Source organism: Pseudomonas sp. 43(2021), assembly GCF_017490805.1.
GTDB lineage: Bacteria > Pseudomonadota > Gammaproteobacteria > Pseudomonadales > Pseudomonadaceae > Aquipseudomonas.
Genome location: NZ_JAFGYJ010000011.1, coordinates 119278 through 142854, shown reverse-complemented (window position 1 = coordinate 142854; position 23577 = coordinate 119278). Strand labels below are relative to the sequence as shown.

Genomic DNA, 23577 nt, shown 5'->3' with positions numbered 1-23577 from the left:
CAAGCTCATGCGTGTACTGATCATCGAAGACGAAGAAAAAACCGCCGACTACCTGCATCGCGGCCTCAGCGAGCAGGGGTTTACCGTCGACCTGGCGCGGGACGGCATCGACGGCCTGCACCTGGCCCTGGAAGGTGACTATGCAGTGATCGTGCTGGATGTGATGCTGCCGGGCCTGGACGGTTATGGCGTGCTGCGCGCCCTGCGCGCGCGCAAGCAGACGCCGGTGATCATGCTGACCGCCCGCGAACGGGTCGAAGACCGTATCCATGGCCTGCGCGAGGGTGCCGACGACTACCTGGGCAAGCCGTTCTCCTTCCTCGAACTGGTCGCCCGCCTGCAAGCCCTGACCCGCCGTAGCAGCAACCATGAACCCCTGCAGGTGCAGGTGGGTGACCTGTGGATCGACCTGATGGCGCGCAAGGTCACGCGCGCCGGCCAGCGCCTGGAGCTGACGGCCAAGGAGTTCTCGCTGCTCAGCGTGCTGGCCCGCCGGCAAGGCGAAATCCTGTCGAAGACGGCGATTGCCGAGCTGGTCTGGGACATCAATTTCGACAGCGATGCCAACGTCGTCGAAGTGGCGATCAAGCGCCTGCGCGCCAAGCTCGACGGGCCTTTTGACAACAAGTTGCTGCACACCATCCGAGGCATGGGCTATGTCCTGGAAAACCGTGCCGGGTAATTCCATCGCGCTGCGCCTGTCGGCACTGTTCATCCTGGTGGCGCTGGGCGTGTTCCTGCTGATCGGCTCGGCGCTGTACCGCCAGGTCGACCGCAGCCTCGACCTGCTGCCGCAGGCAGAGCTGGATGCACGTTTCAGCGTGCTCGAATCCACCCTCAACCGCTTCGGCAGCCCGGAACACTGGGTCAAGATCAACAACAAGCTCAACCTGCTCAGTGAAGAGGACAAGCGCATTCGCTTCTGGGTAGTCAGCAGCAACCCGGCCTACGAATACGGCCACCCCAGCGAGCTGGTCCGCGCCTTCGCCGAAGGGGCACAGGGCATGCGCGACCTGCGCCTGCCCGACCGGCCCTACCCTTACAAGGTGCTGGTCAGCGAGCTGCCGGCCCTGGGTGAGCGACCGCCGCTGCGCTTTCTGATCGGCATCGACACCGAAACCTTCTGGCAGGCCCAGCACAGCCTGCTGGTGGCGATTGTCGGGCTGGCGGTGCTTGGCGTGCTGCTGGCCTCGCTGCTGGGCTACTGGGTGGCGCGCATCGGCCTGCGCCCGCTGCTGGCATTGTCCGTTGAGGCCCAGGCGCTGGCCCCTCCGCGCCTGGACGGGCGCCTGCAGACCCACGCCCTGGCCCCGGAGCTGGCGCAGTTCGCTGGCGCCTTCAACGCTGCGCTCGACCGGGTAAGCCAGGCCTATTCGCGGCTGGAGGCGTTCAATGCCGACGTCGCCCACGAATTGCGCTCGCCGCTGACCAACCTGATCGGCCAGACCCAGGTGGCACTGACCCGCGGGCGCAGCGCCGAGCACTACTTCGAAGTGCTGCAATCGAACCTAGAGGAGCTGGAGCGCCTGCGCAGCATCATCAACGACATGCTGTTCCTGGCCAGCGCCGACCAGGGCAGCAAGGCCACCGCCCTGACCCAGGCCTCGCTGGCCGAAGAAGTGGCGACCACCCTCGACTACCTGGACTACATCCTTGAAGACGCGCAGGTCAGCGTGAGCGTGAGCGGCGATGCCCAGGTGCCCATCGAAAAGGCGCAGCTGCGCCGGGCACTGATCAACCTGCTGAACAACGCCGTGCAGCACACTGCACCGCACCAGGTGATCGAGGTGCAGATCGCTGCCGGGCCGGAGCAGGTCAGCATCGCCGTGAGCAACCCGGGGCCGGCGATCGACGATGAGCACCTGCCGTTGCTGTTCGAACGCTTCTACCGGGTGGATGCAGCACGCAGCAACAGCGGCGGGGGAAACCACGGGTTGGGCCTGGCGATCGTCAAGGCGATTGCGCTGATGCATGGTGGGGAGGTGTTTGTGCGTAGTGCGGCTGGGGCCAATACCTTTGGTATCAGGCTGCCCACCCATGCCTGACAGGAGGCCGCTCCCACAAAAGTAAAGACCGCGCAGGCTCTCTAGCATGCGGCTTTGCGGCGAAAGTCCTATTGCTTTTTCCTGCGATAATTACCTTTTGCGCAACAGTGCTTATCGCACTTCGCTCTGTTTCAAGTGTATTGAAAGGACTAACTTTACCCCCGTCCTCATTAGCACTTGCACCGCAAGAAGGTAGTTTCAAATGTCCAACAGTATGGGTATTGCCAGCGTCTTCGTCCTGTCTTCCCTGTTGTTGTCGCCCCTGGCCATGGCCGAAGAATCCCAAGCGTTCGTCACCCGTAACGCTGAGTTTGCCGCAGTCCACCAAGAGTTCCGCGAAGCCGTAGCCGCACAGCAGGCCGATTCAGCCAAAGACGCAAAACAGACCGCTTCCAAGGTTTCTATCGATGCCAATGCCGACAGCTGATCAAGCGCTGTCGCTGCTCCCGTTTTCCCTTGGCTACGCCATGGGCACCACCGGTGCCGATATGTTAGCCTTTTAAAGCCGCTGCCGATCAGCGGCTTTTTTTATGTGCTTTAACTATCAGCCCAGCTGTAACGTTCACCTATAAAAAAGACGCACATTCGAAAATAAAAACTGCCCCACCGTCAGACCAAAGGAGCTAGTACCGGTGCCTTCCGCGTTTCGTTTTACCCCGCTGTTCATTGCGTTGACTGCAACGATCCCTTTCGCCGCCCAGGCAGATGAAGACAAGGCTGATGGCTTCATCGAAGGCTCGTCCTTCAACCTGCATTTCCGTAATGCCTACTTCAACCGCGACAACCGCAACGCCGGCGTGCGCGACACCCGCGAGTGGGGCCAGGGCGCGGTTGCGCGCTTCGAGTCGGGCTACACCCCGGGCGTGATCGGCTTTGGTCTGGATGCCCATGCCATGCTGGGCCTGAAACTGGACGGCGGTGGCGGCCATGCTGGCACCAGCATCCTGCCAACCCACCAGAAGAACGAAGACGAACTGGGTGCTGCCCCGCATTCGTTCTCCACTGCCGGTGCCGCAGTCAAACTCAAGGCCTTCGGCACCGAGCTGAAAGCCGGTGACCTGTTCCTGACCAACCCGGTGATCGCCGGCGGCGAATCCCGCATGCTGCCGCAGACCTTCCGTGGGGTTAGCCTGACCAACACCAGCATCGACGGCCTGCTGCTCGAAGGCGGCCAGGTCAGCTTCACCAAGCCGTACAACCAGAGCGGCCACCGCCGCATCGACACCTACTACGGCTCGCTGGACGAGCATGACAAGAGCAAGCACCTGAACTGGGCCGGCGCGTCGTGGAGCGGTACCCCGAACGTTACCGCCAACCTGTATGCAGCCGAGCTGAAGGACATCTGGAACCAGTACTACGCCGACTTCGACTACACCTACGTGGTCAACGACCTGGTCAGCCTGAATCCGGGCGTGCACTTCTATCACACCCAGGACACCGGCCAGGCCCTGCTGGGCAAGATCGACAACAACACCTACAGCGTACACTTCACCGTCAACGCCGGGTTCCACAGCGTCACTGCCGCCTACCAGCGGGTCAATGGCAACACGCCGTTCGACTACATCAACCTGGGCGACAGCATCTACCTGGACAACTCGCGCATGTACTCGGATTTCAACGCGCCAAACGAGCGTTCGTGGAAGCTGCAGTACAACTATGACTTCGCCGGTGTGGGCATCCCTGGTCTGACCACGGTGCTGTCGTACTCGCGCGGTGAAGCGGACCTGACCAAGGCTACCCAGGACACCACCCACTACGACTACTACCGTGCCGATGGCAAGAACGCCATGCACTGGGAGCGCGACCTGGACGTGAAGTATGTGTTCCAGGAGGGTGATCTGAAGGACCTGTCGGTGCTGGTGCGCTATGCCACCCACCGTGGTAGCCAGGGCTATGCATCGATCGACAGCAACAGCGACAACGATGAACTGCGCGTGATCGTGGATTACCCGTTGAACGTGTTCTGATCCTGGTTTACGGGACGCACACATAACCCCTGTGGGAGCGGGTTCACCCGCGAACACCGGCGAAGCCGGTGCCAGACACCGCGTTGGTTTCTTCGCGGGTGAACCCGCTACCACAGGGCTTGTGGACAGTCCAAAACAAGGTATACCGTGATTCCGTCGGACAAATGTTGTTCGACAATCCCCGCTTCCCTAGAATGTCGCCGCCGCGAATGGCCCTGCCCACGCAGTAGCGAGCATGACCCCCCGACCACCGCGTTTCGCACTCTACAGATCGCACCCCGAGCTGATCCTCAACCTGGGCAGTTGCCTTGCCGTGCTCGCCATTGTAGCCATCGTCAGCTACCTGCTGGCGCGTGAGCGCGACAATGTCGAGCTGTCGGCGATCCGCTCGTCCAACAATATCGTCCAGCTGATCGAAAGCGACATCCTGCGCAACGTCGAACTCTACGACCAGTCACTGCAGGGCCTGATCTGGGCGGTCGGGCGCAAGGAGCTGCCGGAAATTCCCGCCCCGGTGCGCCAACGCCTGCTCTTCAATGAAGCCTTCGTCGACCGCAAGCGCGGTGACGTGCTGTGGCTGGACAAGCAAGGCAACGTGGTGGGCGATTCCACCAGCAGCGTGCCACGCAAAGCCAACTTCGGCGACACCGGGGTGTTCCAGGCACACCTGCACAACCCCAACCTCGGCCTGCTGGTGGGCCCACCGTTCAAGGCCACGCTGGGTGACCAGGACTGGTGCATCAGTTTCAGCAGGCGCATCCCCGGCCCCAATGGCGAGTTCGCTGGTCTGGCAGCGGGTGCGCTGCGCCTGTCTTACTTCAGCGACCTGTTCCGGCGCCTGGATATCGGTGATGACAGCAACATCAGCCTGTTCAACGCCGACGGACAGCTGCTCGCCCGCCAGCCATCACGGCCACAAGATCCGCTTATAGGCACCAACTACGCCAATCGCGCCAATTTCAAGCGCATACTCAACGAACAGAGCGGTAGTTTCACCGCCCGCTCCGGCAGTAGTGCCACGCTGCGCATGTACACCTTTGCCCGAGTCCCGCAGCTGCCGCTGATCGTGCTGGTGGCTCACTCCGCCGAGGAGGTGTTCCAGTCCTGGCGCCGCACGGCGATCGTCGTCAGCGCCGCCACCGGCGTACTGTGCGTAGGAATCCTCTGGCTGACACTGTTGCTGGGGCGCGAATTGCGCCGCCGCCAGGAGGCCGAACAGTGCCTGGCGACCCTTGCCGCTACCGACAGCCTGACCGGCCTGGCCAACCGCCGCCACCTGGATCAGGTACTGCGCCAGGAATGGGCCCGCGCCCAGCGCAACCGCACGCCGTTGGCGGTGCTGATGGTGGATGTTGACCACTTCAAGGCCTTCAACCAGCGCCATGGCCACGCCGGTGGCGACCATGCCTTGCGCGAAGTGGCCAAGGCCATCGAGGCGTGCATCCGTCGCCCGGCCGATCTGGCGGCGCGCTATGGCGGTGAGGAGTTCCAGGTAGTGCTGCCGGAAACCGACCTGGCCGGTGCGAGACTGCTGGCCGAGCGCATCCGCGCCAGCGTCGAGGCGCTGGCGCCGTTTGCCGACGATGCCCACTCGGTCACCGTGAGTATCGGCATCGGCCTTTCGGGCACCCAGCACGACCTGGCGAGGGTGCTGGGTGCTGCGGACGAAGCGCTCTACCGGGCCAAGGCCAAAGGTCGCAACCGGGTAGAGGGGCCTGCCGACTAGGCGCGGGCGCGCGCGGCGTTGCGCAGGGCCCTGACCTGGTCATGGTTGCGCTGCACGCCTTGCAGCTGTTTTTCCACCAGGGTGTAGGTCTGGTCGCTGGCGCCGCGGCCCAGCTTCACCAGTTTCTCACGGGCTTCCTTGTAGGCCTTGAGGGCATGGTCCTCGCCCCGCTCCACCTCGTTCAGCACCGCTTCCTCATCCTTGCCGGTCACCATCGCCTTGAGGTTGACCCAACCCCGATGCAGGTCACCGCTGATGCTGGTGGAGGTTTCCGGGTCGCCCCCCAGGCGGCGCACCTCGCTCTGCAGTTCACCGGCAGCATTGGCACACTCACCGGCACGTTGAACGAAGAACGCTTTCAGTTCGGGGTTCTTCACATCATCGGCCGAGGCTTTGAAGCCTTTCTCGCCATCCTTGCTGTACTCGATCAGGTCGTTGAGCACATCGATCACGTCTTTGTTGGGATTGCTCATGGTACGAACTCCTTGGCAGGTGATAGTCATCTGTAAGGGAGCAGCGTTCGTGCCAACCTTGTGCTCTCAACAAAATACTTTTAAATCAAATAGATATGATGACAAGAGTAAATGCTGAAACCGGCGTTCTGCATGATTGCCGCTTGGGCCTTCGTGCAGATTGCAGTATGGTCGGCGCTTTTCAACAGCCAGGTGCGCCGATGATGAAGCCGGAAACCCTCGAACTGCTGGTGACCCGCACCATGCCATTTGGCAAGTACCAGGGACGAATCATTGCCGACCTGCCAGGTGATTACCTGGCCTGGTTTGCACGCAAGGGTTTCCCGGCGGGGGAACTGGGTGGGCTATTGGCGTTGATGCATGAGATCGACCACAACGGGCTGGGCGATCTGCTTGTGCCGTTGCGGCAGAAGCACGGGCGTTGACCTGCTCCGGCCTCTTCGCGGGCACGCCCGCTCCCACAGGCTCACTGCAAGCTTCAAGATCATGCAGTACCTGTGGGAGCGGGCGTGCCCGCGAAGAGGCCACTAATGCCTACAGAAGTCTCTAGCCCTTCACCGGCACCACCGCCAACTCCACCCGCTCGCTTTTCTTGATCACCGCATACACCACCGCCGTCAGCAGGCTACCCGCCACGATCGCCAACAAGTACAACAGCGCATGGTTGATCGCATTGGGGATCAGCAGCACGAACAGGCCGCCATGCGGCGCCATCAGCTTGCAGCCGAAGTACATCGACAATGCCCCGGTCAACGCCCCGCCGGCCACGCTGGCCGGAATTACCCGCAGCGGGTCCTTGGCGGCAAACGGGATCGCCCCTTCAGAGATGAAGCACAGCCCCAGCGCCAGGGCCGCCTTGCCCGCCTCGCGCTCGCTCTGGGCGAACTTGCGTCGGGCCAGGAAGCTGGCGATACCCAGGCCAATCGGTGGCACCATGCCGGCGGCCATGGTCGCCGCCATCGGTGCATAGCTCGACGAGGCCAACAGCCCCACCGAGAAGGCATAGGCAGCCTTGTTGATCGGCCCGCCCAGGTCGACGCACATCATGCCGCCCAGCAACAGGCCCAGCAGGATGGCATTGGTGGTGCCCATGCTGTCGAGAAAATGCGTAAGGCCTTCCAGCATCGCCGCCACCGGCTGGCCGACCACATAGATCATCACCAGGCCGGTGAACAGGCTGGCCAGCAGCGGAATGATCAGGATCGGCTTGAGTGCCTCCAGACTGCTGGGCAGGCGCGCCCAGCGGGCAATCGCCTTGGCGCTGTAACCGGCGAGGAAGCCGGCGACGATACCACCGATGAAACCGGCGCCAAGGGTACTGGCCAACAGGCCGCCGATCATGCCGGGTGCCAGCCCCGGGCGGTCGGCGATGGACCAGGCGATATATCCCGCCAGCAGCGGTACCATCAACTTGAACGCAGCCTCGCCGCCGATCTGCATCAACGCGGCCGGCAAGGTGCCCGCTTCTTTATAAGCCTCGATACCGAACACGAACGACAGGGCAATCAACAAGCCGCCAGCCACCACCATCGGCAGCATGAACGACACGCCGGTGAGCAGATGCTTGTATACCCCGGTCTTCTCGCCCCTCACTGGCGTGGTCACTGCTGCGGCATCGCTGCTGTTTTCCACCCTGGCTTCGGCCAGGGCCTTTTCCAAGGTGGCACGGGCCTGTTTGAGGGCGATACCGGTGCCACAACGGTAGATGCGCTTGCCGGCGAAACGTGCGGTGGGCACTTCGATGTCGGCGGCCAGCAGCACTACATCAGCTGCGGCGATGGCTTCGGCAGACAAAGGGTTGCGCGCACCGACCGAGCCCTGGGTCTCGACGGTTAACTGGTAGCCCAGTTGCTGCGCAGCCTGTTGCAAGGCTTCCGCAGCCATGAATGTATGCGCGACGCCAGTCGGGCAAGCCGTGACGGCGACGATGCGTGCGCCAGCGCTGCCTGCTTCGGCCGGGCTGCCTGGCACTGTGGCCAGCAGCTGGGCGTTGGCCGCCGCTTCATCGAGGAAGCCTTCACGGTCGGCCAAAGCCTGGGACGGCGTGCTCTGGTACACGCGCTTGCCGACGAAACGGGCCAGGTCCACCGGGCCGGTGCTGACCACCAGCACCCAGTCGGCCTCGGCAATCTGCGTGGTGCTCAGTCGCCGCTCGGGGTGGCCGGCATCCTGCACTTCGACGCTGGTACTCCAGCCGCGCCGCTGGGCTGCGGCGGACAGCAAGCGCGCGCTCAGCACGCTCGACACCTGGCCATTGGGGCAGGCAGTGACAATGGCAATGTTCATCGGCAACCCTCTTGTTGTTCTGTCAGTTGCACACCGGCTTCCAGGCGCGCCAGTTGCTCGCGGTCACGGATGCCGAAACCAACCTGGGTAACAGCCTGGGCGGCGATCGCGGTGGCACGGGTCAAGGTTTGCGCTGGGGCTTCGCCCAGCAGCAGACCGTGGACCATGCCGGCCACCAGCGAATCACCTGCGCCCACCGTGCTGGCGACCTGCACCTTGGGCGGGCAAGCATGCACGGCCAGGTCGCGGGCGAACCAGCTGACGCCCTGCTCGCCCGCCGACACCACCACGTGTTCGACGCCACTGGCCAGCAGGTGCTCGGCAGCGGCGCGCTGCTGCGCCGGGTTATCCACAGCCAGGCCGAGTACCTCGCCCAGCTCATCGGTATTGGGCTTGACCAGCCAGGGCGAGCTCTGCAGGCCGGCACGCAGGGCTTCGCCGCTGCTGTCCAGGGCTACCTTGAGGCCTTGCGCCTTGAGCTGTTCGAGCAACTGGCGGAACCACTCGGGGCTGATCCCGCGCGGCAGGCTGCCAGCCACCACCACCGCATCGTGGCCCGGGGCGATCTGCGCCAGGCGGCGCAGCAATGCACTTCGTGCCGCTTCGTCAACTTCCGGACCTTGGCCATTGATGTCGGTGACACGGCCATCGGCCTCGACCAGCTTGATGTTGCTGCGGGTTTCGCCCGGCACGCGGACAAAGCAGTCGGCGAAGCCGCGCCAGTCGATCAGCGCCTCGAACGGCTGCAGGTTATCGCGCCCGAGGAAGCCGCCAACCGTGACGCTGTGCCCCAGGTCGGCCAGAACCTGGCCAACGTTCAGCCCTTTGCCCGCGGCGTGGCTGTGCTGTACCTGGCTGCGGTTGACCTGCCCCGGGCGCAAGGTATCCAGGCCGATGGTGATATCCAGCGCCGGGTTCAGGGTGAGGGTGAGGATCTTGGCCATTCAGTAACGCTCCACCAGCGCGCGAACCGCTGCGGCGCTGTCCTGTTGCAGGGCCTCGCGCGCCAGGGCGCGGGCCGTCTGGTGATCGGCCTGGCGGACCAGGGCCTTGACTTCGGCAATGCTGCGCGCGGCGACGCTGAGTTCGTCCACGTCCAGGCCCAGCAGCACGGCTACCGCCTGCGGGTCGGCCGCCAGCTCGCCGCACACGCCCACCCACTTGCCATGGTCATGGGCGGCGCGCACGGTCATGTCGATCAGGTTGAGCACCGCCGGGTGCAGGCCGTCGGCCTGGGCCGAGAGGCTGGGGTGGCCACGGTCGATGGCCAGGGTGTACTGGGTCAGGTCGTTGGTACCGATGCTGAAGAAGTCCACTTCGCGCGCCAGTTGTGGTGCCAGCAGCGCTGCCGAGGGCACTTCGACCATGATGCCCAGTTGCAGGTCGGCTACCGGGATCTCGGCACGCAGGCGCTCGACCATGGCCCGCGCCTCACGCCATTCGTGCACCTGGCCGACCATCGGGAACATGATGCGCAGCGGGCGCTGGTCGGCCGCCCGCAGCAAGGCGCGCAACTGGTCTTCCATCACCTGCGGGCGCTGCAGGGTCAGGCGTACGCCGCGCACGCCGAGGAACGGGTTTTCCTCGGCAGCGATCGGCCAGTACGGCAGCGGTTTGTCGCCGCCGACATCGAGGGTACGCACTACCAGCGGGCGCCCGTCGAGGCCATCGAGCACGCGGCGGTACTCGGCTTCCTGGGTGGCCACGTCCGGGGCCTGGGGGTGGGCCATGAAAATCAGCTCGGTGCGCAGCAGGCCCACGCCTTCGGCCCCCTGCTCCACCACCTTGGCGATGCCGTTGCTCTCGCCGATGTTGGCGAACACCTCGACGGCGTGGCCATCGCGGGTGACCGCCGGCTCGAAGCGGTTGGCCCAGGCGGCCTGCAAGCGTTGCTCGCGCAGGTCGCGCTCGGCCAGGGCCCGTTGCAGTTCATCCGCCGGCGGCGCCACACTGACCACGCCACGCTGGCCATCGAGCAGCAGCGGCGTGCCATTGTCCAGCAGCAGTATCGACGCCCCCGCGCCCACTACCGCCGGGATGCCCAGGGCACGGGCGACAATGGCGCTGTGGGCGGTGGCGCCGCCCTGGGCGGTGACAATACCGGCGACGCGGCTCGGGTCCAGCCGGGCGACATCGGACGGGCCGACTTCGGTCATCACCAGCACGTAGGGTTGCTCGGGTTCAGCCTGGGCCTGCACGCCACACAACTGCGCCAGCACGCGGCGGCCGATGTCACGCAGGTCGGCAGCACGTTCGGCGAGCAAGGCATCGTGCAGCGACTCCTGCTGGCGCGCCGCCGCCTCGATCACCGCCATCCAGGCGGCTGCGGCGCTTTCGCCCTGGCCCAGGCGCTGCTCGACATCGTCGGTCAGGGCCGGGTCGGCGAGCATTTCCTGATGGGTGACGAAGATTTCACCAATGGCCTTGTCGCTGCGCTGGACCAAGGCCTGCAGCTCGCCATTCACGGTCGCCACGGCCTCACGCAGCTTCTGCCGCTCCTGGGCGCACGACTCGCCGCGCAGGGGGTAGTCGAATTCACGCTCGACACACACATGCGCCGGGCCACTGGCAATACCGGGCGCAGCACCCACGCCGTGGATGCGGCTACCGGCTTCGGGCGCTTGCAGCACTTCGGCCGCTGCGCTGGCGACGGGCGCCGCGCTCTGCGGCAACGGCTCCACCTCCTCGCCCAGGCCTTGTTCGATGGCGGCCAGTAGCACCGGCAAGGCATCGGCGGCGATGCCTGGCTCAGCCACCAGCTCCAGCACCTGGCCACGTCGGGCGCCGAGGCTGAGCAGCTTGCTCAGGCTCTTTACCGACACCGCCGGCTGCGCGCTGTCGAGCAGGCGTACACGGATTTCCCCCTCGAAACCTTTGGCCAGTTGCGCCAATACCTTTGCCGGGCGGGCATGCAAACCGTGCGGGTTGGCCAGCACGACACGCGCGCTGGGCCAGTCTGCCGGCGCCTCACCGCCCAGCACTTCCAGTACCGCGCGGCTGCTGGTGGCCTGGTAGAGCATTTGCCCGCGGCCTTCGATCAACACTTCGCACAGGCGCTCGAGCAAGGCCTGGTGAGCAGCACCAAGGCTGGCGAGGCAGAACAGGCCGTTGAGCGGCTGGTCGCGGTAACGCAACGGCTGCTGCGGGGTAATGAAGGCCAGGCCCGGTTGGCGCACCTGGCGCTCGCTGTGCAGCCACCACAGGCCCTCGCCCAGCGGCAGCGGCTCGGCCTGCTGCAGCACGGCGGCAAAACCGCTGTCGACGCAGTCGGCGCGCTGCAACAGGCGGGCGCCGCGCCAGGCCAGTTCATCGAAGTCTTCGGCCGGCAGGTTCAGGCCGACCAGTTGTGCATCCAGCGCCAGTTCCTGTGGCGCGCCCTGCAACAGTTTCAGCAACGCCTCGGCGGAGCCGGCGCGGCGCAATGCTTCGGCCAGGTCGGTCTCGCCCAGCGCGCGGGTCAGCAGTTGCAGCAGGCGCAGGTGCTCGTCGGAACGGGCGGCGATGCCAATGGCAAGGTAGACCATCTGGCCATCGCCCCAGTCCACACCCTCGGGGAACTGCAACAGGCGCACGCCGGTGGCGTACACCAGGTCTCGGGTCTGCGGCGTGCCATGGGGGATGGCAATGCCCTGCCCAAGGAAGGTGGAGCCTTGTGTCTCTCGGGCCTGCAGCCCTTGCAGGTAACCCTCGGCGACCAGGCCGTCAGTGACCAGCCGGTCGGCCAGCAGGCGCAATGCCTCGGCCTTGTCGGCGGCCTTCTGGCCCATGGCTATCTGCTCCTTGGCGAGCTCGAGCATGACCTTCTCCTTTTGCAGTTCCCGGTCGGGTACTGGAGTATTGTTGTGAAATTCACATGAACGGCCAGTTCAACAGCCTTGCACGGATGGCAGCCGAGGCAGAAAATTCGGCAGCTGAAACGATTAATCTGACCAGGCGGCCACGTTACTCGATAATCTGCCGAGGAAAAAGCCCCATCCTGTCGGACAATTGCGACAATGGTCGTCTGCGCGTGGCGCCCCCGCCGGGTCAAACTTCCCGGTCAGGCCTCACAGCCAGCCCCGGTAATAACAAGGAAAATTCGGTGAAACTCAGCGATATCGCCCGTCTGGCCGGTGTGTCCGTGACCACCGCCAGCTACGTCATCAATGGCAAGGCCGAACAGCAGCGCATCAGCAACAGCACTGTCGAGCGGGTACGCGCGGTGGTCGAGGCCCACGGCTTCACCCCCAACCCGCAGGCCGCTGGCCTGCGCAGCCGGCATACCCGCACCCTGGGCTTCATTCTCCCGGATCTGGAGAACCCCAGCTACGCCCGCATCGCCAAGCAACTCGAACAAGGTGCCCGCGCCCGTGGCTACCAGTTGCTGATCGCCAGCAGCGACGACCAGCCCGACAGCGAGCGCCAGTTGCAGCAGCTGTTCCGCGCCCGCCGGTGCGACGCGCTGTTCGTCGCCAGCTGCCTGCCACCGGAAGATGACAGCTACCGCGAACTGCAGGACAAAGGCCTGCCGGTGATTGCCATCGACCGCCGCCTGGACCCTGCGCACTTCTGCTCGGTGATCAGCGACGACCGCGACGCCAGCCGCCAACTGGCCGCCAGCTTGCTGAGCGCCGCCCCGCGCAGCATCGCGCTGATCGGCGCACGCCCCGAGCTGTCGGTCAGCCAGGCACGTGCCGGCGGCTTCGACGAAGCCCTGCAAGGCTATGCCGGCGAAGTTCGCCGCTATCAGGGCGAAGCGTTCAGCCGTGAGTGCGGCCAGCGCTTGATGCAGCAGCTGATCGAAGACTTCGGCGGCCTGCCGGATGCCCTGGTTACCACCTCCTATGTGCTGCTGCAAGGAGTGTTCGACACCCTGCAGGCCCGCCCTGCCGACTCGCGCCAGCTGCAGCTGGGTACCTTTGGCGACAACCAGTTGCTCGACTTCCTGCCGCTGCCGGTGAATGCCATGGCCCAGCAGCATGGCCTGATTGCCGCCACCGCGCTGGAACTGGCACTGGCCGCGATCGAGGACAAACGCTACGAACCTGGTGTACATGCCGTCGGTCGAACGTTCAAGCAACGCATTACAGTGGCCTGAACATGCGCCTGATCGACACCCACACTCACCTGGACTTCCCCGACTTCGACGCCGACCGCCCGCGCCTGCTGGCCAACGCGGCGGAGCGCGGGGTGGAGCGGATGGTGGTGCTGGGGGTGTACCAGGCGAATTTCCAGCGGGTGTGGGACCTGGCCTGCGCCGACCAGCGCCTGTTCGCCGCACTCGGCCTGCACCCGATCTACCTTGACCAGCATCGCCCGGAGCACCTGGTGCAGTTGCGCGAATGGCTGGAGCGCCTGCATGGCAACCCACGGCTATGTGCCGTGGGCGAGTTTGGCCTGGACTACTACCTCGAAGACCTGGACAAGGCCCGCCAGCAGGACCTGTTCGAAGCGCAACTGCAGATGGCCTGCGACTTCGAACTGCCCGCCCTGCTGCACGTGCGCCGCAGCCATGCCCAGGTGATCGCCACGCTCAAGCGCTACAAGCCGGCGCGGGCGGGGGTGATACATGCGTTTGCCGGCAGTTATGAAGAGGCCCGCGAGTACATCAAGCTGGGCTTCCGGCTTGGGCTTGGCGGTGCGGCTACCTGGCCACAGGCGCTGCGGCTGCGCAAGACCCTGGCGCGGTTGCCGCTGGACAGCGTGGTGCTGGAGACCGATGCGCCGGACATGGCGCCGGTCATGTACCCAGGGATGAGGAACAGCCCGGAGCACCTGCCGGAGATTGCCGGGGCGCTGGCGCAGGTGATGGGTGTGGATGTCGCGGAGCTGGCTGAAGCCAGCACCCGCAATGCTTGCGAGTTGTTTGGCTGGTAAGTTTCAAGGTGACCGTGATTTTTGTGGGAGCGGCCTTGTGTCGCGAAAGGGCTGCGTAGCAGCCCCGGACTTTCAACACCGCACGAATTGCTGGGGCCGCTTTGCGGCCCTTTCGCGACACAAGGCCGCTCCCACAAAAGAATGCGCCTGGCTTTAGACAAGCACCGTCCACAGCGCAAACCCGGCATACCACAGCACCGCACAGCGCAGCAGCAGCTCCCACAGGCTGTCCAGCCGTCCCAGCCCGCGCTGGCTGTCTTCTTCCTCGGGAATGTCATCGGCAATGCGCCCGACCCGCGCCACCAGGTGGGCGGCGCTGATGTGCCAGTTGAGCACCTCGTGCAGCATCACCCGCGTGACCGCGAGGAAGTTGCCAACCAGGGCAAAACTCAAGGCCAGCACCCGCACCGGGAGCCAGTCCATGATATGCCTCAGCTGCTCGGCACGAGCCTTCAACGTCGGTTGCTTGCTGTGTTCGCCACACAGCGCCAGCAGTCGATAGGCCAGGGCTGCGCCCGGGCCGAGCACGAAGTACCAGAAGATCACCGCGAAAAAGCCCTGGTACACCTGCCACAGCAGGTTGCCCTGCACCTGAACCAACAGGCTGTGCGGTTCGTCGGCCGCCAGCGCCAGGTCGCGTTCGGCCACGTGCAGCGCAGCCTGGTCATCACCGCGCCGCCAGGCATCGCGGAACGGCCCCAGCGATGCCTTGGCATCGCCGCGGCCCAGGCTGTAGATCAGCACCAGCAGGTGCACCGGCAACGCCAGCAAGCCGTACGCCACCGGGTCCAGCACATGCAGCAGCAATACCAGCAGCGCTACCGGTGCCAACACCAGGATGGCCAGCGTCCACCAGGGGTGCACCTTGCCGCTGCGCTCCAGGCGTACCAGTTCGCCCAGGAAGAACCCATCACGTTGCACCTGATGGCGCAGGGCCGAGAACTTCTCGACCCACAGCGCCAGCAACAACACCAGAAAACTCATGCCTTGTCCTCGTTTTGCTGCAGCGCTTGGCGATAGCGCGACCAGTCGAAGGCCGGGCCTGGGTCGGTCTTGCGCTGCGGGGCAATGTCGCTATGGCCCTGGATGCGGTCCAGGCCGATGGCCGGCCAGGCACCGCGAATATGCCGGGTAAGCTGCTCCAGCACCGCGTACTGGGCATCGGTATAGGGCAGGTCGTCGGTGCCTTCGAGTTCGATGCCGATGGAGAAATCGTTACAGCCTTCACGCCCGTCGAAGCACGACACACCGGCGTGCCAGGCGCGGTCGAGCAACGACACGAACTGGGTCACCGCACCGTCACGCTCGACGAACAGGTGCGCCGACACGGTCAGGTGGTTGATGCTGGCGAAGTACGGGTGTTCGTCGGGGTCCAGGCGGTTCTGGAAGAACTGCTGGACCTTGCCGGTGCCGAAACAGGCCGGCGGCAGGCTGATGTTGTGGATCACCAGCAGTGAAATCGATTCGCCTTCGGGGCGGGCATTGAAGTTCGGCGAGGGGCAGTGGGTGATTCCGATTCCGTGGAACCAGCCAGTGGCACGGTCCAATTGCATGGGGCAGATCCTGAAAGCGCCGTGAACAGGCTGACAGTATGCCCTGCGGCCAACGGCGTTTGCATGTGAATCATTGTAATGCTGTAGGAGCGGGCGTGCCCGCGAACACCGGCGCAGCCGGTGCCATCCACCGCGGCGCTTGTTTCGCGGGCACGCCCGCTCCCACCAGGATCGCGTCTGCTTGCAGATATTGCGCAAGACAGTTGCGCCTACCGCCGCAGCCCGTCGAGCACCGCCTCCAGCGCCCGCTCGAACAACAGCCCGTCATCCAGCACCCGCACGTCGCCCCGGTGCAGTGCCTGGGCCAGGCTGGCACCGTTCCATTCGCGCACTTTCATGCCGGTGCGGTTGGCGAACACCAACCGGTCGCTGCTGTCGATGCGCGCCACCAGTTTGCAGCGCAGCGGTTCGTCCTCGTCCAGCACCTCGACCCAGGTACCGATACGCAAGCGCTGCACCTGGCGCAGCGCCACAGCCTGCCCGTCGGCAACCTGCAACGGTGCGCAAGCGGGCTCTTCGGCAATCGCCAGCACGATGTCCTCGGCCACCAGTACGTCGCCCTGGGGCTGGCCCGCGCCACCTGCACAGGCACGCAGGTGCAACTGCTCCAGCTGCAGGAAGAATTCGCGGGTCGCGGCCGAGTCCAGGGCCACGCCGGCCAGGCCATCGCGCAGTGCCTTGAGCAGGCCCGGCACCTGCTGCAGCAAGGCTTGCGGCTCATGTGGCGGGGTGATGCTGGCCAGCAACATGTCCATCGTCTGCAATGCATCCCGCCAGGCCTGGGATGCCTCGCCCTGCTTGAGCCAGGCCAGCAGCAGCACCTGGCTCCAGGCCTGCACCAGCATCTGTACCACCACCTGCGGCAATACCCGGCCACGCAGACGCTGGTTAAGTGCGTGCTGCACCTGCTGCCTGGCCTGCTGGGCCCGGGCACGCCCTTCTTCGGCGTCGCGGGTGCGTTGTTCAAGCAGCTCGTTGCGCCGCCGTTCGTCCTGGTTGAAAACGAGGAAGTCTTCGAGCAGTTCGGCGAACAGGCTGATATCTTCGGCAAAATCATTGAGCAGGCGCTGGACGATACGCTCCACCCGCAGGTGCAGGCTGTCACGCAGGCCATCGCCGCCGCATTCCCAGCCAATGGCCGCGCCGGCGATCTCGTTGAGCAGCCGGCGGGCCGGGTGGCTGGCCCGACTGAACAGCCCCTTGTCCAGCAGGGCCACTTTCAGCAGCGGAATATGCAGACGGGCGATCAGCGCGCGCAGGCTGGCCGGCAAGTTGTCGTCGTTCTGGATGAAGGCGAACAGCAGGCCGATCAGGTTGATCATGTCCTCGTCGGCCACATCGATGCGCCGGCGTGTGCCGCTGCGCACGCTGACCCGCAGCAGCAATTGTTCAAGCTGTTGGCCAAGCTCGAAATCGTCAGCCTCGTGGGTGGCAGGCACGTAGTGCTGCAAATGCGAAAGCAGGCGCAGCAGGTCGGCGGTACTGATTGGCTGGGCGGCGGCCATCGCCTGCAAACGAGGCGCGAACTGCCCACGCGCCGGGGCCAGCAGTGTTTGCAACGAGGCAAAGAAAACCTGCCCTGCTGCGTCCGCGCCTACCTCATGTCCCAGGTTCGCCGGTCCACGTCGTGCGCTCATGCGCCGATCTTCGGCGCGCCGGCGCGGTGCCGGCGGCAACTCGGGCAGCACACCGGCGGCAGCCAGCAACTGGTTGGCTTCACCATAGATCACTTCGGCATCACGCAGCACATAGCGCTCGAACAGTTTGAGCAGGACCAGTTTGACCCGCAGGCCAACCCCCAGGTTGCGGCCAGCGTCGAGGAAGTAACCGCACAGCGCAGCGGGCCCCAGCGGGTTGTGCTGCTCGTGCAGGGGGCGGTCGAGCAGTGCTTGCAAGCGCAGGCCCAGTTGCTGCAGGGCAACGCCGTCGCGTGACAGCACCTGCGCGACCATGCCTTCGATCGCGGCGGCCCGCTCCATCTGGGCTTTGCTGCGCAGGTTGCCCGGCTCGAGCAGGTGCGCCAGCAAGTCAATCTGGCCGATACGGGCAAAGGCATCATGGAACGTGTCGAGAAAACCGCGCTCGATGCTCTTGCGCTTCAGGCGCAGGTCGCGCATGGCCTCGAAGTACAGGTTCTGGTCACTGCGATCGAACGCCTTGTCGGCCATCTCGAAGAGGGTGTCGTCGGCGTTGTCGAACAAGTCCTGCAAACACTGACGCAACTGCAAGGCGGCCTTGTCGCGTACCTGCAGGAGCAATACCGGAAGGCAAGGCAGAGGCGTACGCCCGCCTCGGTCGATGGCTGCCGCCAAGGGCACCACCTTGCCTTCTTTTTGCATCCTGGACTCCTTGCAGGGTGTCTCGCCCGAAGGGGCTGAAGATCGTCAAACTCATGACGCCAAATACTGGTCACATTATCGGTAAAAATCCGCATCGCTGCCAGCGTCGTTTCACAGGCTGGCTAGTGACCCGGGTTTACCCCGGTTGCTCACACCGGCCGACCAAAGGTCATCGCCAAGGCGGCTGTACACGCTGGCCCCCTGCCCTATAATCGCGGGCATCTAGCTTGTGGAGCCGACCATGCCGAACCTACGCCTTGCCGACCTGACCGCTGAAATCGAAGCCAACGTGCGCCGCGCGCTGTTGGAGGACATCGGCAGTGGCGATATCACTGCGCAGCTGATCCCGGCCGAGCGCCTGGCCAAGGCGACCATCATCACCCGCGAAGACTGCGTGATCGCCGGCACCGCCTGGGTCGATGCCGTGTTCCGCCAACTCGACCCGCGCGTGGCCGTGCACTGGCAGGTGGCCGATGGCGAGCGCGCCACGGCCAACCAGCCGCTGTTTCATCTGGAGGGCCCCGCGCGTTCGCTGCTCAGTGGTGAGCGCAGTGCGCTGAACTTCCTGCAGATGCTGTCAGGTGTGGCCACCCGTGCGCGCTTCCTGGCCGACCTGGTGGAAGGCACCCAGGTGCGCCTGCTGGACACCCGCAAGACCCTGCCGGGCCTGCGCCTGGCGCAGAAGTATGCTGTGACTTGCGGCGGTTGCGACAACCACCGCATCGGCCTGTACGACGCCTTCCTGATCAAGGAAAACCACATCGCCGCAAGCGGCGGCGTGGCCGAGGCCGTGGCGGCGGCGCACCGCATTGCGCCGGGCAAGCCGGTGGAAATCGAAGTGGAAAGCCTGGATGAGCTGCGCCAGGCACTGGCTGCTGGTGCCGACATCATCATGCTCGACGAACTGAACCTGGAAGAGATGCGCGAAGCAGTGCGCATTACCGCGGGCAAGGCCAAGCTGGAAGCCAGTGGCGGGGTTAACGAGACAACCTTGCGAGTGATTGCCGAGACTGGGGTGGACTACATCTCGATTGGTGCGATGACCAAGGATGTGAAGGCGGTGGACCTGTCGATGCGCTTGAGCCTGTGAGCTGATTGCGGACACAAAAAAACCGGCCATCGAGCCGGTTTTTTTGTGGGGTGGCTTATGGCCCTATCGCCGGCAAGCCAGTTCCCACAGGTACTGCACATGACTTGAAGTCGATGCGGTCGAGGTGGGAGCCGGCTTGCCGGCGAAAGGGCCCCGAAGCAGCCCCCGGCTGGCAATCAGAACGAGGCGTTGGCCAGCCCGTCCAGGTAACGCTCCACATCCAATGCCGCCATGCAGCCGGCACCGGCCGAGGTAATGGCCTGGCGGTAAACGTGGTCAGCCACGTCACCGGCGGCGAACACGCCCTCGACGTTGGTGGCGGTGGCATTGCCCTCACGGCCGCCGTTGACCACCAGGTAGCCGTCCTTGAGGGTCAGCTGGCCTTCGAACAGCGAGGTGTTAGGAGTGTGGCCAATGGCGATGAACACGCCGTCAACCTTGATTTCGTCGCTGCTGCCGTCGTTGTTCTTCAGGCGCGCACCGGTCACACCCATGTTGTCACCCAGCACTTCGTCCAGGGTGGCGTTGAGCTTGAGCTCGATCTTGCCTTCGGCCACACGGGCGTGCAGCTTGTCGACCAGGATCTTCTCGGCGCGGAAGGTATCGCGACGGTGCACCAGGGTCACCTTGCTGGCGATGTTGGCCAGGTACAGCGCCTCTTCCACGGCAGTGTTGCCGCCGCCAACCACGGCAACCGGCTTGTTGCGGTAGAAGAAACCGTCGCAGGTAGCGCAGGCCGAAACGCCCTTGCCCATGAAGGTTTCTTCCGACGGCAGGCCCAGGTAGCGGGCGCTGGCGCCAGTGGCGATGATCAGCGCGTCGCAGGTGTACTTGCCGCTGTCACCCTGCAGGGTGAACGGCTTGTTGGCCAGGTCGACGGCGTTGATGTGGTCGAAGACGATTTCGGTTTCGAAACGCTCGGCGTGCTCCTGCATGCGCTGCATCAGGGCCGGGCCGGTCAGGCCGTGGGGGTCGCCCGGCCAGTTGTCGACTTCGGTGGTGGTGGTCAGCTGGCCGCCGGCCTGCATGCCGGTGATCAGCAGCGGCTTGAGGTTGGCACGGGCGGCATACACCGCGGCGCTGTAACCGGCAGGGCCGGAACCGAGAATGATGACGCGCGAATGACGTACTTCAGACATGTCGAACTCCTGTCGAGCGGGCCGCAGGGCCGGCTTCGGTATACCGGCTGCGCCAGCTGGAAAATTAAAAAGGACCCACGCAGCACTTGGGGAAGGCTACAACGCGCAGGCCCATAAAGCGGAAAGTTGAGCGCACTGTAGCGAGGTCGCAAAGATTAAGGAAATATCCTTCGACAATCCACCTCATAGCCATCGTCTATTCAGCGAATTCATCGATAGCCAAGCCCTGCTGCTTTTGTTACAGCCCGTTTCCCGCCCGCTGCCCGCCTTTCGTCGGCGCAGCAAACTCGGTAAGGTCAGCGCGTTTTCCTTCTCTGCGGAGTCTCTCGATGCAAGCCCCTGTACTCTCTGGCCCCCAATACCTGCGCGAAGGCCTGAAACTGGTGCTGAGCCCCAATCTGCGGTTGTTCGTGCTGCTGCCGCTGGCGGTCAACCTGCTGCTGTTTGGCGGCCTGATCTACTTCGCCGGCCACCAGTTCAGCCTGTGGGTGGACGCCCTGATGCCAACCTTGCCGAGCTGGCTGAGCTTTCTCACCTACATCCTCTGGCCGCTGTTCGTCGCCCTGGTGGTGCTGATGGTGTTCTTCACCTTCACCCTGGTGGCCAACATCATTGCCGCGCCGTTCAATGGCTTTCTGGCGGAAAAGGTCGAGGTGGTGGTGCGTGGCCAGGACAACTTCCCGGCGTTCAGCTGGGGCGAACTGGTGGCCATGGTGCCACGTACATTCGGCCGTGAAATGCGCAAGCTGGGCTACTTCCTGCCGCGGGCCATCGGTCTGTTCATCCTGTCGCTGATCCCGGTGGTCAACGTGGTGGCGGCGCCGCTATGGCTGATCTTCGGGGTGTGGATGATGGCTATCCAGTACATCGACTACCCGGCGGACAACAACAAGATGAGCTGGCAGGACATGCTGGCCTGGCTGCGGCAGAAGCGCTGGCAGTCGTTGGGGTTTGGTGGCATCACCTACCTGGCTCTGATGATTCCGCTGGTGAACGTGCTGATGATGCCGGCGGCGGTGGCCGGGGCTACGTTGTTCTGGGTGCGGGAGCGGAACTGAGGGAGCGAGGGGCTGCAGGCCAGCCCCTTTCCGCAGATTGCGTTTCTAGAAGTCAGAGAAGCTGTAGGGTTCTAGAGTAGAAATCTGAGAAAGCAATATCAAATGTTCCACTGCCTTAACCTTTTCGATATTAGCAAGTTCACTTGGCCCACCGAACGCCAAGGCCGGAACAAAACCATACATTTCATCGTGCTTTAGCATGCCTAATTTTCTCTTTGCTGGCTCGAATAGGTCGCCGAAATCATTGGATTCCTTCTCCATGCCCAGGAAAAAACCTTGGACTTCCCTATCGATATCAGCTGTCGCTAATTCATGGTCATTGCCAGAATAACGTGACGCGTAGGCTATGATGTCCAATGAAAACCCGGAATTTTCACCCCATAGATAGAGATCACCAAAGGCACCGCGAGCGACTAGATGATACGTATCACGCCCCTCTAATGCAGTACCTTCAATGAATGAAGCGACCACCCCCTCGTAATCCTGTGGGTTGACAGTCCAGAATATCCCGTCGCCGTATCCACACCATCCGTGCTCAGCCCAATATTCCAATAATTTTTCCGGCAATTTTCCACTATAACGCTGTATGCTCGAAGGCGGAACCTCTTGCCGGAATACAGGATTACCCATTTCCTCTATAAAAATTGAAAAGAATTCATCCATATTAAAAACCTCTAACTATTAGCATTTATGCAACCTGACATTCAAAAGGCTTGATGCACCACCCGACCTGGATAGCTCTTCAGCAGCTTGCTTTAATCCTCCCACTCTATTTTTCCACTGCGGACCTATAGTAGAGTTGACTTGTCTGTCGCCGAAGTCAGAAATAGCGTCCCTACCACCCGCGCTCAAATCTGGATTATGCAATGCCGCAAGCGATGACATGGTTTCCTTTGCTTGCCTCACTGAAAGTTTTTTAGCTTCAATAGGGCTCATACTTTTCATCAAATTTTTCTGAGTTCTATCTTTCAATTTATCATACAGTTTCTTCCTTGCTTTCCTGGCAATGTTCGGATCCCGCTTGACTGGATGAGTAAGATTTTCAAGAAACTCTTCAACCGTAAGCCGGTTTAGCCCATCCTGCTGTCCCTTCAACTGCCGTTCAAACTCGCCATGCTTGGATACTGGCAATTTGTCTGCCTTGAAACACGCCACCGTATGCAACGGCATGCTACCGGGCTTCCCCGTCGAGGGCTCCTTGTCTTTTCCCGCCGGCCGATTCGGCTGCACCGGTTGCGGCTCATTCGCTGCCCCCTTGCGCCGCTCCGGCACCTGCAGGTCCGGTCGTTTCTTCAGCCCCTCTTCATGCTTGAGCATCCATTGCCCCAGCCGCACACCTTTGCGGCTGGCCGCCATCTCCTGCGCCAGCATCCGGGCATCGCCGCGCCCGCGGGTGAGGTACGAGACGATCGCCCCCAACAGCAGCACCACCACTTCCACATGGCCCATGGCGATGTGGTGGGCAGCCCTGGAAATCGCATGCAGATCGTCCCGCCCGAACGGGTCATCACTTTCGTCCCGCGTGCCCTCCCAGGCTATGCGAATGCCATCGAGGTAGTACTCGCCGATGCGGGGCAGGCCTTCGATAAAGAACTCGGCAATGGAGGCAAGTCCCAGTACGCCAAGTATCCAGCCGCTGACCTTGAGGCCCATCGCCGCGCCAGCGCCGGCCAAGGGAATGGCCCCTGCACCTGCGCCAAATGCCCCGATGCCAGCGCCAATGGCGCCGCCGGTGAGGGTGCTGCCGACGACGATCATCGCCATCTCCCTCACGACCTTGAGCAGTTCGTTGAGGATGCTGGCGATTTCCAGGTCGGCAAAGCGTTGGTGCAGGATACTGCCGGCCTGCCACTCGGCCTGGTTGAAGGCCGACTGGACAGCCCTGACCCGACGCAGGTTGAGGGCCAGTGAGGCGGCCGGTTCATTGAGGTAGGTACGAAATTGGGCGCGTCCCTGATAGCCCATTTCATCGGTAATGCGTGATTCGATCTCGAACCACGAGGGCACGAGGTAATCCAGGTACATGAGGTGTCTCCCTGACAGCG

The 23577-nt window shown here is 63.6% G+C and carries 20 protein-coding genes; 10 read left to right on the top strand and 10 right to left on the bottom strand.

The window, feature by feature from the left end; translation table 11 throughout:
- The first annotated feature begins 7 nt into the window (after positions 1-7).
- The 5 genes from J5M71_RS12295 (at position 8) to J5M71_RS12275 (ending at position 5738) form a co-directional block, all read left to right on the top strand.
- On the top strand, positions 8-682 hold the full coding sequence (locus J5M71_RS12295) for a heavy metal response regulator transcription factor (protein ID WP_063911272.1): 675 nt from the start codon (positions 8-10) through the stop codon (positions 680-682).
- Positions 657-2045: a heavy metal sensor histidine kinase gene (locus J5M71_RS12290; RefSeq protein ID WP_207832504.1), complete on the top strand. Its 1389-nt coding sequence runs from the start codon at positions 657-659 to the stop codon at positions 2043-2045. Before J5M71_RS12295 ends, J5M71_RS12290 begins: the two co-directional genes overlap by 26 nt.
- 202 nt (positions 2046-2247) lie before the next feature.
- Positions 2248-2472 carry a hypothetical protein gene (locus J5M71_RS12285; protein WP_207832502.1) on the top strand — a complete coding sequence of 75 codons (225 nt, stop codon included), beginning with the start codon at positions 2248-2250 and terminating at the stop codon, positions 2470-2472.
- 205 nt (positions 2473-2677) lie between these two features.
- Positions 2678-4012 (top strand): OprD family porin, encoded by a 1335-nt coding sequence (locus J5M71_RS12280; RefSeq protein WP_207832499.1) that lies wholly within the window; start codon positions 2678-2680, stop codon positions 4010-4012.
- Positions 4013-4247: 235 nt separating this feature from the next.
- Complete coding sequence (locus J5M71_RS12275; RefSeq protein ID WP_207832497.1) at positions 4248-5738, top strand: GGDEF domain-containing protein; 1491 nt, start codon at positions 4248-4250, stop codon at positions 5736-5738.
- Here J5M71_RS12275 and J5M71_RS12270 read toward each other — a convergent pair.
- The gene (locus J5M71_RS12270; protein WP_207832496.1) at positions 5735-6211 is read right to left on the bottom strand and encodes a PA2169 family four-helix-bundle protein; all 477 of its coding nucleotides are present in this window, start codon (positions 6209-6211) and stop codon (positions 5735-5737) included. The genes J5M71_RS12275 and J5M71_RS12270 overlap by 4 nt on opposite strands.
- Positions 6212-6414: 203 nt before the next feature.
- Between J5M71_RS12270 and J5M71_RS12265 the strand changes: the two genes are divergently transcribed.
- A complete protein-coding gene (locus J5M71_RS12265) occupies positions 6415-6636 on the top strand; it encodes a DUF3820 family protein (protein WP_015268980.1) in 222 nt (73 codons plus the stop codon).
- A 121-nt stretch (positions 6637-6757) separates the two neighbouring features.
- Here J5M71_RS12265 and J5M71_RS12260 read toward each other — a convergent pair whose 3' ends face one another.
- The 3 genes from J5M71_RS12260 to ptsP are packed head-to-tail and all read right to left on the bottom strand — an operon-like array spanning position 6758 to position 12294.
- Entirely contained in the window at positions 6758-8497 is a 1740-nt protein-coding gene (locus tag J5M71_RS12260) for a PTS fructose-like transporter subunit IIB (protein ID WP_207832494.1), read from the bottom strand.
- Entirely contained in the window at positions 8494-9441 is a 948-nt protein-coding gene (gene pfkB, locus J5M71_RS12255) for a 1-phosphofructokinase (RefSeq protein ID WP_207832492.1), read from the bottom strand. The genes J5M71_RS12260 and pfkB overlap by 4 nt, the downstream gene beginning before the upstream one ends.
- Positions 9442-12294 (bottom strand): phosphoenolpyruvate--protein phosphotransferase, encoded by a 2853-nt coding sequence (gene ptsP / locus J5M71_RS12250; protein ID WP_207832490.1) that lies wholly within the window; start codon positions 12292-12294, stop codon positions 9442-9444.
- 284 nt (positions 12295-12578) lie between these two features.
- Here ptsP and cra point away from each other — a divergent pair, with 284 nt between their 5' ends.
- Positions 12579-13574 carry a catabolite repressor/activator gene (gene cra / locus J5M71_RS12245; RefSeq protein WP_207832488.1) on the top strand — a complete coding sequence of 332 codons (996 nt, stop codon included), beginning with the start codon at positions 12579-12581 and terminating at the stop codon, positions 13572-13574.
- Between the two features lie 2 nt (positions 13575-13576).
- The gene (locus J5M71_RS12240; RefSeq protein WP_207832486.1) at positions 13577-14353 is read left to right on the top strand and encodes a TatD family hydrolase; all 777 of its coding nucleotides are present in this window, start codon (positions 13577-13579) and stop codon (positions 14351-14353) included.
- Between the two features lie 153 nt (positions 14354-14506).
- Here J5M71_RS12240 and ampE read toward each other — a convergent pair whose 3' ends face one another.
- The 3 genes from ampE to J5M71_RS12225 all read right to left on the bottom strand — a co-directional run bounded on the left by ampE (position 14507) and on the right by J5M71_RS12225 (position 18245).
- Complete coding sequence (gene ampE / locus J5M71_RS12235) at positions 14507-15337, bottom strand: regulatory signaling modulator protein AmpE (protein ID WP_207832484.1); 831 nt, start codon at positions 15335-15337, stop codon at positions 14507-14509.
- Positions 15334-15906, bottom strand: coding sequence for a 1,6-anhydro-N-acetylmuramyl-L-alanine amidase AmpD (ampD, locus tag J5M71_RS12230; protein ID WP_207832483.1), 573 nt, complete (start codon positions 15904-15906; stop codon positions 15334-15336). Before ampD ends, ampE begins: the two co-directional genes overlap by 4 nt.
- A 209-nt stretch (positions 15907-16115) precedes the next feature.
- A complete protein-coding gene (locus J5M71_RS12225) occupies positions 16116-18245 on the bottom strand; it encodes a DUF1631 domain-containing protein (RefSeq protein ID WP_207832481.1) in 2130 nt (709 codons plus the stop codon).
- A 241-nt stretch (positions 18246-18486) separates the two neighbouring features.
- On the opposite strand from J5M71_RS12225, the gene nadC reads away from it, so the two are divergent.
- The gene (nadC, locus tag J5M71_RS12220) at positions 18487-19335 is read left to right on the top strand and encodes a carboxylating nicotinate-nucleotide diphosphorylase (RefSeq protein WP_025337721.1); all 849 of its coding nucleotides are present in this window, start codon (positions 18487-18489) and stop codon (positions 19333-19335) included.
- Between the two features lie 176 nt (positions 19336-19511).
- On the opposite strand, the gene trxB is transcribed toward nadC, so the two are convergent.
- On the bottom strand, positions 19512-20474 hold the full coding sequence (trxB, locus tag J5M71_RS12215) for a thioredoxin-disulfide reductase (protein ID WP_025337720.1): 963 nt from the start codon (positions 20472-20474) through the stop codon (positions 19512-19514).
- A 329-nt stretch (positions 20475-20803) separates the two neighbouring features.
- Between trxB and cysZ the strand changes: the two genes are divergently transcribed.
- Positions 20804-21532, top strand: a complete 729-nt coding sequence (cysZ, locus tag J5M71_RS12210) for a sulfate transporter CysZ (RefSeq protein WP_207832479.1) — start codon at positions 20804-20806, stop codon at positions 21530-21532.
- A gap of 45 nt (positions 21533-21577) precedes the next feature.
- Here cysZ and J5M71_RS12205 read toward each other — a convergent pair whose 3' ends face one another.
- Both J5M71_RS12205 and J5M71_RS12200 read right to left on the bottom strand, forming a co-directional pair.
- A complete protein-coding gene (locus tag J5M71_RS12205; protein WP_039613812.1) occupies positions 21578-22195 on the bottom strand; it encodes a GAD-like domain-containing protein in 618 nt (205 codons plus the stop codon).
- Between the two features lie 18 nt (positions 22196-22213).
- Positions 22214-23557: a DUF6861 domain-containing protein gene (locus J5M71_RS12200; protein ID WP_207832477.1), complete on the bottom strand. Its 1344-nt coding sequence runs from the start codon at positions 23555-23557 to the stop codon at positions 22214-22216.
- Between the last annotated feature and the right edge of the window lie 20 nt (positions 23558-23577).